This window comes from Maridesulfovibrio zosterae DSM 11974 (assembly GCF_000425265.1).
Lineage (GTDB): Bacteria > Desulfobacterota > Desulfovibrionia > Desulfovibrionales > Desulfovibrionaceae > Maridesulfovibrio > Maridesulfovibrio zosterae.
This window is the reverse complement of sequence record NZ_AUDC01000011.1, coordinates 506,118-523,745: the sequence shown is the minus strand read 5'-3', so window position 1 is coordinate 523,745 and position 17,628 is coordinate 506,118. Positions and strand designations below refer to the sequence as shown.

Here is a 17,628-nt window from a genome sequence, read left to right as displayed (position 1 = left end):
TTTTCTCAGTTTGTTTGAGATTAACGTAATTGTTTTAATTGATAATGACTTTAGATCAGAATTCGGAATTAATCAAAACGAGCAAATTTCCTACTTAAAAAGACTATTATTGCCTATGGCATGGATCAATGGACTGCAGCTTTGCAGGATTGGCTTTACGCGGCAGGGTAATGGTAAAAGTTGTGCCATGCCCAACTTCAGATTGAACGTTAATTTTTCCACCATGTTGTTCTATTGTCTGGTTGGATATGAAAAGACCTATTCCAGTTCCACGTTTTCCTTTAGAGGAAAAAAAGAGAGTGAATATTTTTTCTCTAGTTTCCTGGTCCATTCCTGATCCATTATCGCTGATGGTAATAATAACCTTGTTGCCATCGTCATGAGCTGAGATTTTGATCTGGTGTTCTTTGTCAGGAATAGACATTTCACAGGCATCTACAGCATTTTCCAGGAAATTAACCAGTGCTGCTGACATGGAGCTGGAGTCTATTTCAATGGTCCCTAATTCTTCTGGAATATCTATTGTGTAGTTAACATTTGTTGCAGCAGCTTTTGGGACTAAGAGGGCTGCAGTATCATTTAGAAAATGCCCTGCACGTACTTCTTCTACTTCAATTTCACGTGATTTGGCGTAATAAAGTATATCCAAGACCATCTTTTTTACTCGGCCGACAACATCTTTTAAAACCTTACTGGCTTCTTCCACCCGTTCATTATCTTGTTTTCTAAGACCTGACTCAAGGCGGTAAATACCTCCATCCAACGCTGTGAGCATTCCCTTAACTCCGTGTGACATGGAGCCGAGCATAAAACCAAGAGACGTGAGATGATCCTGCAGGCGGCGTATTTCTGTGATATCAGTAGACATTTCCATGACCTGCTTGATTTCGCCATAAGCATTGCGAATAGGCGCAGACCAGACCAGCATATTTTTTTGCTCTCCAGTCTTTGTTGTGACTACTGTTTCCATCTGGTGTGCTTCACCATCTTTGAAAGAGCGTTGCACCGGACACTCTTCACAAGGTGTATCCCTGTGTTTGTACGCAGAGTAGCATGACAGCCCAAGAGGTTCATCAAAGTCTTCTTTGAAACGGCGGTTTACTTCAGAAATAGAGTAGTCATTGTTCTGAACAGAAATATAGCAGGGAGCTTCATCAAACAGGCGTTGAAATTTATACTGTGTTTCGAGTAGCTCATCATTAAGTCGCTTAAGCTCTGTCATGTCCACTGAAATGTCCAGAACAAGCTCAATGTCGCCGTTTTTGTTTGGCAGTGGGGCAGTATAAACAGTAACAGGGATTTCTTCTCCATCTTTGCCTATGAACGTCTCTTTGCTACGCTGACCTTTACCTGTAGCAAAAGTCTGCTGCACAGGACATGCATTACCTGCGGAGTTACGGTCAGAGTATATATCAAAACTGTTCATGCCCACAACATCACCGAGGCGTTCTTTAAGAAGTTTGTTGGTGGCTACAATCTCGAGATATCTGGTGTGGATCGATACAAGACATGGCAATTCATTAAAGAGACCACTTCCGGTCTCAACTTCATCAGCTGCACTGGCTAAGGCAGAGCTTAAACCTTCAACAACCTGACAAGCTGCATTCTGGCGTTCAAGTTCAACAATCCTCTGAGTTTTTTCTTCAACCAGCTTTTCAAGATTCTCGGTGTATTCTCTAATCTGGTCTTTCATCTCGATTTTTTCTATGACCCTTTTAAGAGAAATTTCGAGAACTTCATCATTGACTGGCTTAGTAATAAAATCTGCGGCTTCGAATTTAAGGGATTCAATGGCCAGGTCAAGGTCTCCGTGGCCGGTGAGCATGATGACTTCAATGTGAGAATAGTCTGATTTGACGGCTTTGAGCAGATCAATTCCGTCCATACGCGGCATTTTTATATCAGTAAGAATTATGTCCGGTTGAAATGACACAAGAAGTTCGAGAGCAGCCTTTCCGTTCTCAGCTGATTCAACAGTATACCCAAGATCCATCAAGGTGAGACCTAGGAAGCGTCTTATTCCTTCCTCATCGTCAACCAGCATCAACTTCTTGTTACTCATCCTGCTCCCCCGGAACGCATGACCCACATCCGGTTTATAACCGGTAATAGAAAAATACGACAGCGCGATATTTGTTCTCGACTAGTCGTGTTGATCTAATGCTTTTTTTACTATTTCAATGACTTCTGTTGGATCAAAAGGCTTTTTTATTGTGGCGACAGCCCGTTTGATGGCCATATGAATACCAGGCAATCCACTGATAACAATAACCGGGATATCAGAAAATTGTTCTTCCTGAGTCAGTCTCCTATAGAATCTAGGACCCCATTCATGAGGCATTTCCAGATCCAGAGTAATCAGATCAGGTTTTTCAGCCATTGCCACATCATAGGCAGAAATTCCATCAGAAGCTCTGCATGTAAGATACCCGTGATCTTCAAAAACATTTACCAGATAGTCCACGATGTAGGGATCGTCATCCACAACCATTATTTTTTTTGGCATAAAGTTACCTTTGTAATGATTTTAGCAGGTTAGGATAACCTGTGGAGAGAAGACTACACCGTACATCTGCATTCTTACAAGTTAAAAAAATCGGCAGCCCAGTGAAGCCTCACTAAACTGCCGATATGTATTCCCGAGCTAGCCGATTGTTTCTTTGACAATCTTGATAAGCTCTTCTGCATCGAAGGGCTTGGTCAACGTAGCTATTGCTTTGGGAATAGCGTATTTATTTGCCTGAAGGCCACTGATCACTATCACCGGTGTTCTTTTCAGCTCATCATTCTGGCTGAGTTTCCGGTAAAAACGTGGCCCCCACTCGCCCGGCATCTCCAGATCTAACGTAATCAGATCCGGCTTTTCGCTTTCAACAATATCCATAGCAACAGAGCCATCTTCAGCCATTACGGTTTCATAACCGTTATCAGTAAAAAGATCGCCAAGGTATGAACGGATATCCTGATCATCATCTATAATTAAAATCTTCTTGGACATAATAACTCCTCCTGTGAATCTCTACCCTTTTAATGTCCGGCAACAGATTTTGTCCTGTTGCCGGAACCAATGGATTAATTTCGATTCAGTTATTAAACCTAAACCTTATCGGGTTTGCTGACGCTTACCACAGGGCAGTTTGCCCTGAGGATGACCTGCTCAACAGTTGAGCCGATACGTGCTCTTTCCGGATCAAGCTCACTCGTGTGATGTGCAAGACAAATAAGGTCTATGCTTTTTTCACGTGCGAGTTTGACGAGTTCGACGTAGGGAGTTCCTTCCCATACTTCGATGTCATAGTTTTTGAAATCACCCATGAGCGGTACGTATGTTTCACGGGTGCGCTTGCGGGCTACGAGGAGATTTTCCTCGATTTCATTTTGGTCCAGAACCTTGCCGCTGATATCCAGGGCATGGAAGATAGTCAGGTCGCAGTCGAGTTCACGGGCTGTGGACAAAGCGAATTTAAATGCACTTTCAGCCTGTTTTGAGAAGTCAGTACCAAATAGTATATTTGAGAACCCACCCCAGTATGAAGCAGATTCACGGTGAACAGAAAGAACCGGGCAGCGAGCTGCTTTTGCTACTTTCTGCAGAGTGCTACCGGGGTAGCCTTTATGGAAGGTCACGTTCTCACCTGAGCTTGCAGCCATAATGATGAGATCGGAGTCTTCTTTGCGTGCTTCGCGAAGTACTTCACGAGAGGGCACACCTGTTTTCAGAACGATCTTAGCGTTGTCAGCTCCTGCAAACTGCTTGGCGAAAGTGGTCTTGAGCTCTTCTTCAACCCAAGAGAGATACTCGTCATCTATCTCAACTTCTTCGCCTGTACGTACGTCATTGACAACATGTGAGAATGCCTTTGTGGGCACACCTACAACATGGAAGATCGTAACTTCAGAGCCATAGCGCTTTGCCATGTCAAAAGCTACACGGGCAGCACCAAAACTTGCCGGCGAGCCGGTGGTAGCCAATAGGATTTTTTTAAACATGTGACACCTCATTCGTTGCGGACAATATTAGATAAACACCTGACAATTAATCATGTGTTACTACCACTCTACGCGCATACCCTCGGGAATATCGAGCATTCCGATGATCAGAGGTTTGAGGAATGACCAGCGGATGCCGATTTCATATTCTTCCTCAAGGTCACGAATAGCATCCCAGCAGTTATGGCAGGGCGCAATTACAAGCTTGCAGCCAGTATCAAGAATCTGATCCATTTTTTTACGGAGGGCAACGTTACGCTGTTCGCGGAAACGTCCGATTCCGTTGAATCCGCCACCGCCGCCGCAACAGTAGTTGTGCTCTTTATTTGGTGCCATCTCAACGAAGTACCCAGGCTCAACGATGTAACTTATAATTTCGCGGGTAACGTCTTTAAGACCTTGGTTGCGAACATAGTTACATGAGTCCTGAAGGGTTACAGGCTCTTTAATCCTTTTAGCGGGATCAATTTTAAGCTTGCCTTCGCGAAGAGCTTCTGCCAGCCATTCAACATAATGAATGTAGGGTTTGGGAGGAAGTCCATCAGGACGTCCGGCCCAGTAAGGACCTTCAATTACGGTTGCTCTGTGAGCATGACCGCATTCTGTTCCTGTTACCCTTGCGGGATTCAGTCTTTCAATGGCGCTGTATACGTGGTTAACATTGTCTTTGCAGCATTCCCAGTCTCCGGCAAACATGGAAAGTGAGGTCTGCTCCCATCCTTCAGATGGAACAGTCCAGTTCACTCCGGCTACGTGGAAAAGAATTGCAGCTTCAGCAAGGTCTTCCGGGTAATGTTTCGGCTCACGTGCGTTGCAGGTGTACATGATGTCTGCGTCTTGCTTGTCCACCGGAATAGTAAGCCCCGGCCATTCTTCTTCGGTCTCTTCAGCCATCCACTCACATGTTTCAACCCAGTCTTCAGTGGTGACGTCCATCTGAGCACGGTATACGCGGTGCATACCGGAGCCGATTTTGAGTTCCCATGGTACAAATCCCTGAGAGTAAAGAAGACCACGCAGATAAGAGAACATTACGCCCATGTCGATACCGTGGGGGCAGTACATGCCACAACGGTTGCAACAGGTGCATTGTGACCACGCAACTTCCATGCAATGACGCATGAATTCGTTGCTCACCTTGCCTTTTTTCTTAACGATATGACCCAGTGTTGACTGGATTTTATATGATGGAACCTGTTCAGGAATCCTGTCATTTACCTGATATAGAAAACAGCTTTCCGCACACATTCCGCAGTGTGCGCAAATTTCCAGCCAGGTTTTTGTTCTGGATTTCATTGTCTTCTGGATAGTTGACCAAAGTAGATCTGTATCTACATCCAGTTCTTCCATTTCAGCATAATATTGTATGCCGCTCTTATCTGCGAGAGTCAGTTTAAGCTGCTCGTCAGTCTTGATTGGCTGTCTATTACAAAGCTTACCTTGAGGCATTTTGCTTCTCCTCTATGTGGCTGATTAATCTGTTCCTGCTACCAGGAGAAGGTGGAGCCTTTCATGCCGCCACGTTTAATACCGTAATCCATTCCGAGCTGAGCACGGGAACAGAAAAACAATACACAGTGGCTGAGCTTGGTGAAAGGCAGGCACAAGAGCCAGATTTCGCCAGTGATGATATGGGCCAACAACCAGAACTGATAGTCTCCACCCTGATATCGAGCAATAAGCCCGGTAACAAATGGTGCTACAGTGATCACCAGCAGCAGATAGTCATATGCTGTGGTAAGGATTCTGACTTCCGGAAATGCAATACGGCGCAGGACCATAAATAGTCCGGCAACAATGACAGTCCATGAAAGAATGTCAGCGATACATGCAGGAAGTTGTGGCAGGCTGAATCCCAGATTTTCCTGCAGCATTACGTTATGTGCTGTAAGGAGTATCGGGGTTAAAAGCAGTCCTATGTGGAATGCAAAGAATATAAGAGTAAAGCCGGGGCGAATCCTCCAGGCGCGTGCGCCAACAGGATTAAGCCAGCTGATAATTGAATTAAATGCACCTTTCAGTCCGTAGGACAGATGGGGGCGGTATGCAACGCGGTCAAGCTGCTGGCTGAGGCCCTTAAAGTAGAGCACTACTCTAACCAGCAAGCCGCCGAAGCTGATTGCGAAAACCAGCCAAAGCAAAGGACCTGTCAGAAGTTCGTACATTATAGTTTCTCCTCGAGTTCCGGCTAGTGGTGGTTGCCGTACGTCTTTTTGTTTTCGTCCCGTTTAGCCTTTCCACCCATGAGGAACTGCCAGAACAATGTGACGCCAACCAGTGCTCCGCCCATGAACAAATATACTATACCTTTAGTGAAGGTGTAATATTCTTGTAAGTTATGCGCTTCCATTTGATTTCTCCTTAAGCGGCTTAGTGGTCGCTTTTGTAATCAGGGTGCTCAAAGAAAATGGGCATCCGGGTGGTAATGAAACGGAAAACTACAACTCCGATAGTGACCACGAATACGGATATACCTATCTCCATCATGCTGGGAAAATAGCGCTCGGAAGAGGGCAGGTGGTAGTTGAACGCAATAAGGGAAACATTGAATCTGTTGAAGACAATGCCGAGCACAGTAATGATAGCAGCCTTCTTGATCAGACCAAGGTTCTTGTCGCGTACACCGACAGCATAGAGAAAGCATGGCAGTGCAACAAAACCGAGCATCTCAGTCATATACAGAAGTCCGTAACCTGATGTGAGGTAATGCCAGTTGTTGTCGTATGCCAGACCAATCATCTTAATGAAGAAGTATCCAAAGAGAACCAGAGATGTGGCTTTACCGAATCCGAGGACAACTCCATCGTGATGTTTGAGGTATTCTTCATCCATCATATGATGCATCTTTTTATGAGAGAGAGTTCCTTCGAAGATGACCATGGACATACCAGCAGCAATACTTGAAACAAAAAAGTAAAGCGGCATATATGGTGAGTACCACAGGGGATGAAGTTTAGACGGTGCAATTGTGTACAGTGCTCCGAGAGAAGACTGGTGCAGAGTAGACAGGACAACACCAAAGATAGTCAGAGCAAGAGTCAGTTTTACGACTACTTTTCTGACCTTCTTCCATCCAAGCCATTCAAACATGGCCGGTGTGAACTCAATAAAGAGTACTGTCAGGTACAGCATAACGCACAGACCCACTTCAAAAAGAAGGGACGTAGTGCCCTGCTGGTAGAATATAGGGTATGGCAGTCTCCATGGCCGTCCAAGGTCGTATTGCAATGCAAAAACAACCAAGGCGTAGCCGAGGAATGCTGTCAGGATTGCCGGACGTACAGCGGAGTGAAAACGCTTGAGTCCGAAGATATAGCAGGCTGCGGAAGTTGTATATCCACCGGCTGCGAGAGCAACACCGCAGAGCAGGTCAAATCCGATCCAGATGCCCCATGGGTTGTTGTTATCAAGATTGGTTACAGAGCCGATACCTTGCGTGAACCTGATCACGGTAATGATCAGACCAACAATGATGATCGCACCTGCTACCAGATTGAAGGTGCTAAAGGCCGATTTAGGACCGTTATTCGCCGGGGTGGACATTAGGATTCCTCCTTCTCGCTGTTTTCTTCCTGCTCTTCTTTAGGAGCAAGGGCTTCTTCTACAGCTTTCTTGACCTCAACTTCGATCTGGCGCTTATTGGCAACATCTGCCTTTTTAAGAGCTTCGGAGAGAGTCTTTTCAGCTTCCGCGCTTGCTCTTGCAATTGCGTTGTCCACTGCTTCTTTACGTTCTTCATCAGCTACCTTGCTGTTACGCTGGGTCACAGCGTAAATTCCGCCGAGAAGGACAGGCCAGAGACCAGCAACCATAGGAACGGCTGCCAGTGCGCCTGCAGTCAATTCTGGTGCTGATTTGGTGCCGAGGTCCTCGCGCATGCCTATTTCATTGAAAGGCACACCGGAAAGGTACATCCAGCTGGTTCCACCCATTTCGTTTTCACCGTAAAGATGGTCAATATAACGGTCTGGATTACGTCTGATGCGTTGACGGGCTATTTTAATAAGTTCGTCCCTTTCTCCGAATACCAGTGCTTCTTTTGGGCAACCTTCAACACAGCCGGGCAGTTTGCCTTCAGCCAGTCTGGGAGCACACATAGTGCACTTCATTACTCTGGGAGTGAGGGGTTCATCATATTCGTAGGTAGGAATTTCAAAAGGACAGGCTACCATACAATAACGGCAGCCTACACAAACCGACTCATCATAAACAACAGCACCGTTGGGCAGTTTTTTGAATGCCTTTACAAAGCATGCTGATGCACATGCCGGCTCAAGACAGTGGTTACACTGAGATTTACGAAATACAGGATTTTCAGGTCCATTGTATTTGTTAACAACAGTGAACGTTTTGGCATCAGTTCTGCGTTTTGTGTCTAGCACGGACAGGTCATCAAATTTCTTCTCAGGTTCGGGAAGATTATTGACCTTGTTACATGCCGCTTCACATTTGCGGCAGCCGATGCAGCGGGTAGCGTCAAAAAGTACACCCTTACTTCCGGGATAACCTTTGAACTCCTTGCCTCCGGCTTTAGCTCCTGTGGGGAGAGCTGCTCCCACACAGGTTGCGCCCAGCACTCCGAGGAATGTTCTGCGTAGCATTTATTTGTTCTCCTTCAGGCTATCCGTTTTTATTTCTTCGCGTGACATGCGGTGCAGTCAGTTGAAGCAGGCTTTTCAAGGTTCATAGCGTCATGACAGGTCATGCACTGACCGTGATAAGCACCCTTGAGGGCCGGACGTCCGTCCTGAGTTTTAAAGGTACCGCCATGACAGCTTGCACAACTCGGAGGAGTCTTGCTTGCAGGGCTGTTGTGGTGGCAGCTTCCGCACACAGTTAGAGGTGTGCTGTGGAATGTGTCGGCCAACTTGTTACCTTTAATCTTGTCCATCATACTCATGATGATTTTGCGATGAGGCATTTTGCTGGCTTTGTATTCGTTCTCAATGACGTTGATGGTTACGAACTCAGGGATATCCTTTTCTGCAATCAGGACAGGAGATGTGGGGCGCTTCATGATCAGCGATTTAGCGATTTCAGCCTTGGCGGAGGCTTCCATCTTGACGGGGGCGCTGGAATTTGAAGCCGGACCGTTATGACAGGCCGCACAGGTTTCCTTAGACTTGATTACGTTTTTAGGCATCAGTTCGTGACATCCTGCACAGCTGGGATCTTTCTGTTTTACAGCGTGACATCCTACACAGGACCTGTTGCTGTCAGCTTTGTGCATAGCCTGATCAAGAGTAACAAAACCACCTTCTTTAGAACCACGAACGGTGTGACATGAGGAGCATGCTTTATTCATGGTTTTGTGGTGGCAGGAGCTGCATGAATCAGTAAAGTTTTCGTGGGCTTTGTGGTTGAAAGCTACAGAGGCCATTGTGCCTTTTACACTTGTATTCTCATCCACCGGAGCGGTGAGCAGAACAGCATCAGGCTGATTTCTGGGGAGGCGGGGCAGTTCTCCGCCCAGCTTTTTCAGGGTCGCAGCGTTGTCTTCTTTAATGTCAGCAGCCTTAATCTTTCCATGGCAGCCTGCACATTTTACTGGGCCTGTTTTTTCGGCTTTGACAGCTTTCATTTCAAGGTGACAGGATACACACTGACCGTGATAGGCTTCAGAAGTAGTCAGTTTAACATCACCCTCAGGTTTTGCTGTGTGACATGAACTGCAATTTTCTTCCTGTCCTTTTACGTACTCAAGTTTTTTATCAAACTTGTTATACTGATGGTGACAGGTACCACAGTTGGTGTTCTGACCTGCGTCCTTGGCGATGAGCTTGGAATCCCAGTGACGGAAGTGGAGTACATTGTCCATTCCAGCTGGAGTTCTGTCAGCGGCAAGTTCTGGGTCAGCAACGTGACAGCTGCGGCATTCACCTACTTGAGGTCCTGTTTTCCTGCCAGCCTTTGCATCTTCAGTGTGACAGCTGATACAACCGTTGTGGTAAATTTGTTTGAGATGCTCAGGGCTGCCATTTTCAAGTCTTTTAAACTTGTATGAAATGGCCCCATTGTCTTTTTGGTGACAGGCAGTACAGTCTTTTCCCTGCTCTGTCATAGCCTTTGTGTGTGTATCGTGGAGAAACACAACCGCAGGCAGTTCCAGTTTTTCCTGTGCGGCAATAGTGTCGATCATGATAAGATCAGGACGCTTATTACCTTCACCCTGCGGGGTTCCGACCATGCTTAATGCTTCCATATGGAAGCCAAGCACCCCTGCTAGGACGATCAGGATACCGGACAATCGCAATAATTTTTTTCCGTTTGCCATGATATCGATCCCCTCTCAATGCAATTGACCGTAAGCTTATGCTTAAGGACTTTGTTGCTCCGTTCAATGCAATTTTCGTTACTTCCAACAATTACTTCCTCCACGGAAAACTGCTTTCAAGAAATAACGGTAAACACGAACCGGTGCGTCTCATTCCCCATCAGTTGAGGAGGTATTAATACCTCCTTTGTTGATAGGTTTTTATACCTGCCAGTTAGGTATGTTATTAATCGAGGTTACGTCAAGGGGTGTCCGGGAAAAATTAGGACTAAAATATTGTATGATTTTGATGGTTATGTTTTTTATAGTTAGATTTGAAAGTCTTATTTTCTATTAACTAATTAATTGTAATAATTATTTAATTTAAATTGAATGGTTGGGTTTAAGGCGAGGTTTCTAAAAATGTTAAGTTAAAAAACATTCTCTCCAAGTATGATTTAGAGCTTAGTTTAATAAGATGATTAGGGGGCTGGGGACTTCATATGGATTGATTTCATGATTTGAATTTTTATAAAAATAACAAGTGTGATTATTCTGTATCTTTTAAATTTGCCCGTCTTGTATCTATTTTAGTTCAGTTAGATGTGATGAACTTCTTCCATAAAAAAGTTAAAGGAGTTTTTATGAAGACTTTAGGAATTCTTGGGGGAATGAGCTGGGAGTCTACGGTTTCGTATTACAAATTTATTAATGAAGGCGTGCGAGCACGGCTTGGTGGACTTCATTCATGTAAAATGGTCATCAACAGTGTCGATTTTGCGGGCTTTGCAGAAAATATGAAGAATAATGATTGGAATGCAATATGTGCTGATTTGATATCAGCAGCCCGAAGAACAGAAGCTGCCGGTGCAGATGCTTTGATCATTGCTACTAATACTATGCATAAAGCCGCGGAAGTTGTTCAAGCAGCAATTGATATACCGTTGCTGCATATGGCAGACGCAATTGCTGTTGGAGCAAAGAGTGCAGAAGCTACGCAATTAGGGCTGTTAGGGACTGCTTTTACTATGGAACAGGATTTTTTATCAAAGCCGCTTAACGATAAGTTTGGTCTGAAAGTCATTACTCCTCAGCGTGAAGATAGGCAGTTTGTGCATAGATCAATTTTTGATGAGTTGTGTTGCGGTAAGATTATGGATCAAACCAGAAATGGTTATGTGAAGGTCATTAATGAACTGTGCACACAAGGAGCTGAAGCAATTGTACTGGGTTGTACAGAAATTGGGCTTTTGGTGCGCCCTGAAGATGTTTCAGTACCGCTTATTGACACAGTTAAAGTTCATGTGGATTTGGCTCTTGATTATATTCTCGACTAGTCAGTGTCTTATAAGTATCAAAAACATACAGTAGAAAGCGGCTTATGAGAAATTCTCATAAGCCGTTTTCATTATGGCAGGGTAAATATGGGCACACTATTTAAGTTCAAGATAAGCTAAGTTCATGTTGGGCGTAATCTAAAATAATATGGCTTATGTTTCTTGAGTTCTTAAAAACATTTCCGGCTTAACTTTTTGCAGGAAGCTGTATGCTGATGCACAGATAAATCCTTCAATAATCATAATTGGGATGTGGCTATAGATAAGGAGTTGTGCTGCGCCGATAAAACTTTCGTCGGTGAAGGATAGTGCTAGTGCTGTGAGTATCGATGAAAGAGCAATGGAGACTGCACCGCATAGAAAAGCTCCTATACTCATGCTTAAACCTTTTTTCTTAAGTAGAGGTCTGAACAGATAAAAACATGTCACGGCTGGAAGTGCCATGGTAGTGGTATTTACACCGATGACAGTCAGACCACCAAATTGAAAAAGAACAGCTTGTAAAAGTAGTCCAACCATAATTGCCGGGAAAGCAGCCCAACCGAGCATTATTCCCATTAGGCCGCTTAGGATCAGGTGAGCGCTGGATGGTCCTATTGGAATATGGATCAAGGAGGCAATAAAAAAGACTGAGGAGAGTAATGCCACCGATACAAGTTTCTCAGAATCAAGCTTTTTGAGTCCGATTATGGTCCCTGTTGCTGCTATTACTGCGCCGCTTGCGAGTACCGGAATAGATAAGACGCCTTCAGATATATGCATATTGCAAATCCTTATTTGTTAGCAAACCTTTCTAAAAAAAGCAGGACAGTTAAGAACTATAAAATTAAATCAGGTCCTTGTCTCTGCATACTTTTTGGAAAAGTATGGCACACACTTTGCCATGTCAAGGCTTTTTGATGCGATCCATATCTGTGAAGTGGATTGCTCCACCAATGTGACTGAAAACTGACACATCTGGAATATTTATGCCTAATTATCTCTGTCAGGACTTATTAATACAGAATCTTTCGAAGCTGGCCCGCAAGTTGCTAAATTAGACGCAGGAGGAAAAATATGCATAAAAAGAAATTTTTAGAAAAGGCTATTCCTGTCATGTTTGATGTCGTCGTTTACGGTGGGTTTGCAGCGTTTATAGTAGCTGCATATATAGCTGGTCAAAATTTGATTGAAAGATTCCCCGGACCAGTGAATAAAATTGTCAGTGTGCTGCATAGTTTTCTGGCTTAGATAAATATTTATATCCTGAAAATCCTTTAGCCCAATTAAGGCTAAAGGATTTTTTGCTTTTCAGAGCCATAAGCTACTCAGTTGATTTTCACAGTGATTGACTTCATTGATATGAATGTTAATTATAAAGTATAATACTGATATTAACGTCATTGGAGATGAGTTATGCAGAACATATTTGTATATATATTGTTAGGTGTGGCAGTCGTATATCTTGGGTGGAATTGGTTTGGTAAATCAGGATCGTCTTGCAGTTGCGGTTGTGAATGTCCTATTTCAAAAGATAAGGATAAAGACTGCAATTCAGCTGGTGACTGTAACTGTGGTAATGAACAAAAGTAGTAATCTGTTTAGAAAAAATAAGTAGGTATACCGTTTTTATTGTTGAAAGTATAAGGTATTAAATTTTTATGGATATTTGAGCCGCCTTGAAAAGGGCGGTTTTTTTATTGAGGGTGTGCTTATTGGTATCTTCGCAATAATGTCTAAAAAACAATAGTTCGTGCCTGTCCGCATTTTAATGACTATTTTATACAGAGTGCTAACAGCGAGTAATATATTCATAAGAGTCTTCTTTTATAGTAATTGGTTAAATTTATTTGATTTTCAAATAACTACGAGTTTTCAGCTCTTTTGATTAAAAAGTGACAAAGTGGGGCCTTAAACACAAAAATGTTAATCGAATAGTTTTGTAAACTTCAAAATTGTTCTTTTTCGCTCAATTAAGCGTTCATTTGTGAACTTTTTAGCAAGTGTCGTAGCTTGTTTTTAAAAGTGAGAAATTGTTATATAGGTAGGCGGTCTTTCGGTATAAGCTATATATTTAAAGAAAAACTGTCTATAAAACAGACATTTATGTATGTTTACTTTATTCTGTTCTGGAAATTGTTAATGGCGTTTAGTCTCAAAAATACACAATTTTTTAGGATAACCATTAAATTTTTTTTTAGCCACTCTTTTTTGCTGAAATTGTCAGAAGAATGTGTTACTAAAGGTTCACTTTCAGCTCGTCACATTGCCGCATTTTATACCTGGCTAGACGAATTTGTTCTCGTAACTTACTGGTTTCCTTTTAAAATTTGGGTTTAACAAGAATGTTTTACTGCAAGCCGTTCGGTTTGCGGAGATACTTTTCATTCTCAAACCATAGGGAGGGGAAGTGGCCAAGAAGAAGATTAGGTTCATGTGTACTGCCTTTCGTGACGGATTTCAGTCCGTTTACGGGGCCAGAGTTAAAACCGATGATTTTCTGCCCGCTGTAGAAGCATCTAGAGAAGCAGGGATTAATTGGTTTGAAGCTGGCGGAGGCGCACGGTTCCAGGCCCTCTATTTTTATTCCAACGAAGACGCCTTTGAAATGATGGACAGGTTCAGAGAGACCGCAGGTCCTGATGCCGATCTACAGACACTCGCACGTGGTGTTAATGTTGTCGGTCTCGAATCACAGTCAAGTGACGTCATCAAGGCACATGCTGATCTGTTTTCCAGACACGGCATCACCACAATTCGAAATTTTGACGCTCTTAATGATGTCAACAACCTGATCTACAGCGGCCAGTGCATTGCTAATGCAGGACTCAAGCATCAGGTGGTCGTTTCCATGATGGAACTGCCTCCAGGTTGCTCCGGGGCACATGATGCTGCTTTCTACGAAAAGACTTTGCGTCAAATTCTTGATGCAGATATTCCTTTCGATTCCGTATGCTTTAAAGATGCTTCAGGAACGTCTACTCCGTCCAAGGTCTATGAAACGATCAAAGCGGCCCGTAAAATGCTTCCCGAAGATGTAATGCTTCATTTTCACACTCACGAAACAGCCGGTATCGGCGGACTCTGCTATATGTCTGCAATCGAAGCCGGTGCTGATGCAATAGATCTGTCCATGGCCCCTGCCTCAGGCGGAACATGCCAGACAGATATAGTGACCATGTGGCATATTCTGCGCGGAACAGATTACACTATCGATGTTGATATTGATAAGATTATTACCGCTGAAGATGTTTTCCGTGACTGTATGAAGGATTATTTTCTGCCGCCTGAAGCAACACAGGTTGATCCAATGATCCCGTTCAGTCCTATGCCCGGAGGTGCTCTCACTGCAAATACTCAGATGCTCAGAGATAACGGCCTGATGGATCGTTACCCTGAAATTATCCGGGCAATGAGTGAAGTTGTTCGCAAGGGTGGATTCGGTACTTCTGTGACTCCGGTTTCTCAGTTTTATTTCCAGCAGGCATTCAACAACGTTATGTTTGGTCCCTGGAAAAAATTTGCTGATGGTTACGGTAAAATGGTTCTTGGTTATTTTGGAAAGACTCCGGTCGAGCCTGATGCAGAAATTGTTAAACTTGCTTCAGAGCAGATGGGGCTCGAGCCTACCAAAAAAACTCCGCTTGAAATCAATGATGCAGATTCTACTAAAGGACTCGCTCCTGCACGCAAAATCTGTGAAGAAGAAGGTTTTGAGCTTACTGACGAAAATATATTCATTATTGCTACATGTAAAGATAAAGGGGTCAGCTACCTTAAGGGTAATGCCCGCGTAGGTATACGCTACAAAAAAGATGTCGAAGCTGAGCAGCTTAAGAAACTTGGCGCAACAGTCGGTGGCGGTACAGGTTCCGGCCCTGTTAATGTAACTGTTGGCGGTATGTCATACACAGTTAATGTTGACGGTGGTACAGCAACTATTAATGGCAAAACCTACAATATAGGTGTCGGGGATGCTGTTTCCGCAACTGATGGGACTGCAGCTCCTGCTGGCGTAACGGAGCCTATTGCTGCTCCAATGCCCGGTTTGATTATCAGACTGTGTGTCGAACCTGGAACTGCTGTGCAGGAAGGCCAGACACTTGTGATAATGGAAGCCATGAAAATGGAAATGGAAGTCAAAGCACAAAAAGCTGGAACTGTAACCTCTTTCTCCGTAACTGCGGGCGATCAGGTTAAGCAGGGACAGCCTTTGGCTCAGATGACCGTCTAAGTTCAACACTTAACCGCAATAGGAGATTCCAATGCAACAAGTGTTGTTCAGCTGGGATAGTGTTGTCGCCGGCGACGGCGTGGCACTTTCTATCACAGGCATGAGTATCGTTTTCGTTGCTCTGCTGCTGGTGAGTGTTTATATTGCTTTGCTTCCAGCATTGGCTGCTTTCTTTAATAAGATTATCCCCCCTGCGGGCCATCATACTGGACCCGTGGCTAATGCTTCGGTACCGGCGCCTTCAGCCGGACATGCTGAAGCTGAGATAGTCGCAGCAGCGGTTGCATATCTGCATAAAAACAAGGGCTAGACGTACGTTATGCATATACTACACAACTTCTTAAGCACAACGGGCTTTTCAATGATGACCTATGGCAACTTTGCTATGATTGTCATCGGTATTGTCTTTATTGCCCTTGCTATCATCAAAGACTATGAGCCTCTACTGCTCCTGCCTATCGGGTTTGGGGCCATCGTAGGTAACATTCCGTCTATCGCCGGAATGCCACTCAGTGTTTATGATCCGGGCAGTGTGCTATATTATATCTACTTCGGGGTCAGTAAAGGGGTCTTCCCTCCGCTGATTTTTCTTGGAATCGGAGCAATGACCGATTTTTCGTGCATGCTCTCCAACCCTAAACTGATTTTACTTGGCGCAGCGGCGCAGATGGGTATCTTTGTGACACTTATCGGTGCCATGTATATGGGATTTACTCCTGCTGAAGCCGGGGCGATCGGTATTATTGGCGGGGCGGATGGTCCTACTGCGATCTTCCTTTCTTCCAAGTTGGCACCGCATCTTCTTGGAGCTATTGCTATTGCAGCTTATTCGTATATGGCATTGGTTCCGGTTATTCAGCCACCGATCATGAAACTTATGACATCTAAGGAAGAGCGTCTGATCCGTATGAGTGCACCTAGAGAGGTTACCACTCGTGAGAAGATTCTTTTTCCTATTGGCGCTTTTCTTATAACTGCGCTTATCGCCCCGGGGTCTATTGCCTTGGTCGGTATGCTCTTCTTCGGTAATTTACTAAAAGAGTCTGGCGTGACCGAACGTCTTGCTGAGACAGCACGTACTGCGCTTATTGATTCAGTGACGATCCTTCTGGGGTTCTCAGTTGGTGCATCAACTCAGGCTCAGACTTTTCTGACACCTGACAGTCTGCTCATCTTCGGGCTTGGTGCTGCTTCTTTCTGTGTTGCTACAGCCAGTGGAGTTGCATTTGCTAAGTTTATGAATCTTTTTCTTAAAAACAAGATTAATCCACTTATTGGAGCAGCCGGAGTATCCGCTGTTCCTGACTCTGCCCGTGTAGCTCAGACTGTAGCCAGAAATGAAGATCCTCACAACTTCCTGCTTATGCATGCGATGGCTCCTAATGTGGCCGGTGTGCTTGGCTCAGCAGTTGCTGCAGGTGTTCTCTGGTCTGTTCTCGGCGGATTGTAGGACGTATGCTATGATTTTGCTTGCTGCCCGAAAGATGCTTACAAAACGTAAACGCACTCTTGCGCTTGCACAAAAAGCTATGAAGGCGACCAAGCAAAAAAATACAGGTCAGTATTGATCAAATAAAGGCGCACTCTCAAAATTGAGAGTGCGCCTTTTTTCTTTATGAAAGCTCTTACATGAGTACCGGTTTTATTGTATGAATTGTGGGAAACATTTGTATTGCCTACAGGGAACTGCTTTTCAGGATTTCTCTGATTATTCTAAGAAGAGAAAAGAGCAGTGGCATTTTATTGCAAATGGTATTAAAGACCCCAGAATATTTATATCTATTTAATATATATGATAAACAGGAAATTATCATATATAGTTCTGCATGGATACT

At 44.1% G+C, this 17,628-nt stretch carries 17 protein-coding genes; 6 read left to right on the top strand and 11 right to left on the bottom strand.

The features are described from left to right. Positions 1-106: 106 nt before the first annotated feature. The 10 genes from H589_RS19330 to hmcA form a co-directional block, all read right to left on the bottom strand. Entirely contained in the window at positions 107-2,062 is a 1,956-nt protein-coding gene (locus H589_RS19330; protein ID WP_035075230.1) for a response regulator, read from the bottom strand. An 81-nt stretch (positions 2,063-2,143) separates the two neighbouring features. Continuing rightward, positions 2,144-2,506, bottom strand: coding sequence for a DVU0259 family response regulator domain-containing protein (divK, locus tag H589_RS0106625; RefSeq protein ID WP_027721293.1), 363 nt, complete (start codon positions 2,504-2,506; stop codon positions 2,144-2,146). A gap of 138 nt (positions 2,507-2,644) precedes the next feature. Continuing rightward, positions 2,645-2,998: a DVU0259 family response regulator domain-containing protein gene (gene divK / locus H589_RS0106620; protein WP_027721292.1), complete on the bottom strand. Its 354-nt coding sequence runs from the start codon at positions 2,996-2,998 to the stop codon at positions 2,645-2,647. A gap of 98 nt (positions 2,999-3,096) precedes the next feature. Beyond that, positions 3,097-3,990: a universal stress protein gene (locus H589_RS0106615; protein ID WP_027721291.1), complete on the bottom strand. Its 894-nt coding sequence runs from the start codon at positions 3,988-3,990 to the stop codon at positions 3,097-3,099. A gap of 60 nt (positions 3,991-4,050) precedes the next feature. Beyond that, the gene (gene hmcF, locus H589_RS0106610; protein WP_027721290.1) at positions 4,051-5,439 is read right to left on the bottom strand and encodes a sulfate respiration complex iron-sulfur protein HmcF; all 1,389 of its coding nucleotides are present in this window, start codon (positions 5,437-5,439) and stop codon (positions 4,051-4,053) included. Between the two features lie 38 nt (positions 5,440-5,477). After that, entirely contained in the window at positions 5,478-6,155 is a 678-nt protein-coding gene (gene hmcE / locus H589_RS0106605) for a sulfate respiration complex protein HmcE (protein ID WP_027721289.1), read from the bottom strand. Between the two features lie 23 nt (positions 6,156-6,178). Continuing rightward, positions 6,179-6,340: a sulfate respiration complex protein HmcD gene (hmcD, locus tag H589_RS0106600; protein ID WP_027721288.1), complete on the bottom strand. Its 162-nt coding sequence runs from the start codon at positions 6,338-6,340 to the stop codon at positions 6,179-6,181. A 20-nt stretch (positions 6,341-6,360) separates the two neighbouring features. Beyond that, complete coding sequence (gene hmcC / locus H589_RS0106595) at positions 6,361-7,533, bottom strand: sulfate respiration complex protein HmcC (RefSeq protein ID WP_027721287.1); 1,173 nt, start codon at positions 7,531-7,533, stop codon at positions 6,361-6,363. Continuing rightward, positions 7,533-8,591 (bottom strand): sulfate respiration complex iron-sulfur protein HmcB, encoded by a 1,059-nt coding sequence (hmcB, locus tag H589_RS0106590; protein WP_027721286.1) that lies wholly within the window; start codon positions 8,589-8,591, stop codon positions 7,533-7,535. Before hmcB ends, hmcC begins: the two co-directional genes overlap by 1 nt. A 29-nt stretch (positions 8,592-8,620) precedes the next feature. Then, positions 8,621-10,264, bottom strand: a complete 1,644-nt coding sequence (hmcA, locus tag H589_RS0106585; protein WP_027721285.1) for a sulfate respiration complex hexadecaheme cytochrome HmcA — start codon at positions 10,262-10,264, stop codon at positions 8,621-8,623. A gap of 623 nt (positions 10,265-10,887) precedes the next feature. Here hmcA and H589_RS0106580 point away from each other — a divergent pair. Beyond that, on the top strand, positions 10,888-11,580 hold the full coding sequence (locus H589_RS0106580) for an aspartate/glutamate racemase family protein (protein ID WP_027721284.1): 693 nt from the start codon (positions 10,888-10,890) through the stop codon (positions 11,578-11,580). 153 nt (positions 11,581-11,733) lie between these two features. Here the strand turns inward: H589_RS0106580 and cbiM are convergent, their stop codons facing one another. After that, positions 11,734-12,342, bottom strand: a complete 609-nt coding sequence (gene cbiM, locus H589_RS0106575) for a cobalt transporter CbiM (protein WP_027721283.1) — start codon at positions 12,340-12,342, stop codon at positions 11,734-11,736. Between the two features lie 294 nt (positions 12,343-12,636). Between cbiM and H589_RS20900 the strand changes: the two genes are divergently transcribed. The 5 genes from H589_RS20900 (at position 12,637) to H589_RS0106545 (ending at position 17,243) form a co-directional block, all read left to right on the top strand. Continuing rightward, on the top strand, positions 12,637-12,810 hold the full coding sequence (locus tag H589_RS20900; RefSeq protein ID WP_169433109.1) for a hypothetical protein: 174 nt from the start codon (positions 12,637-12,639) through the stop codon (positions 12,808-12,810). Positions 12,811-12,975: 165 nt separating this feature from the next. After that, positions 12,976-13,152 (top strand): FeoB-associated Cys-rich membrane protein, encoded by a 177-nt coding sequence (locus tag H589_RS20770; protein WP_156891667.1) that lies wholly within the window; start codon positions 12,976-12,978, stop codon positions 13,150-13,152. An 817-nt stretch (positions 13,153-13,969) separates the two neighbouring features. Continuing rightward, the gene (locus H589_RS0106555) at positions 13,970-15,793 is read left to right on the top strand and encodes a biotin/lipoyl-containing protein (RefSeq protein WP_027721281.1); all 1,824 of its coding nucleotides are present in this window, start codon (positions 13,970-13,972) and stop codon (positions 15,791-15,793) included. Positions 15,794-15,824: 31 nt separating this feature from the next. Further along, positions 15,825-16,103: an OadG family protein gene (locus H589_RS0106550; RefSeq protein WP_027721280.1), complete on the top strand. Its 279-nt coding sequence runs from the start codon at positions 15,825-15,827 to the stop codon at positions 16,101-16,103. Positions 16,104-16,154: 51 nt separating this feature from the next. Further along, complete coding sequence (locus tag H589_RS0106545; RefSeq protein WP_245577053.1) at positions 16,155-17,243, top strand: sodium ion-translocating decarboxylase subunit beta; 1,089 nt, start codon at positions 16,155-16,157, stop codon at positions 17,241-17,243. Positions 17,244-17,628: the final 385 nt, after the last annotated feature.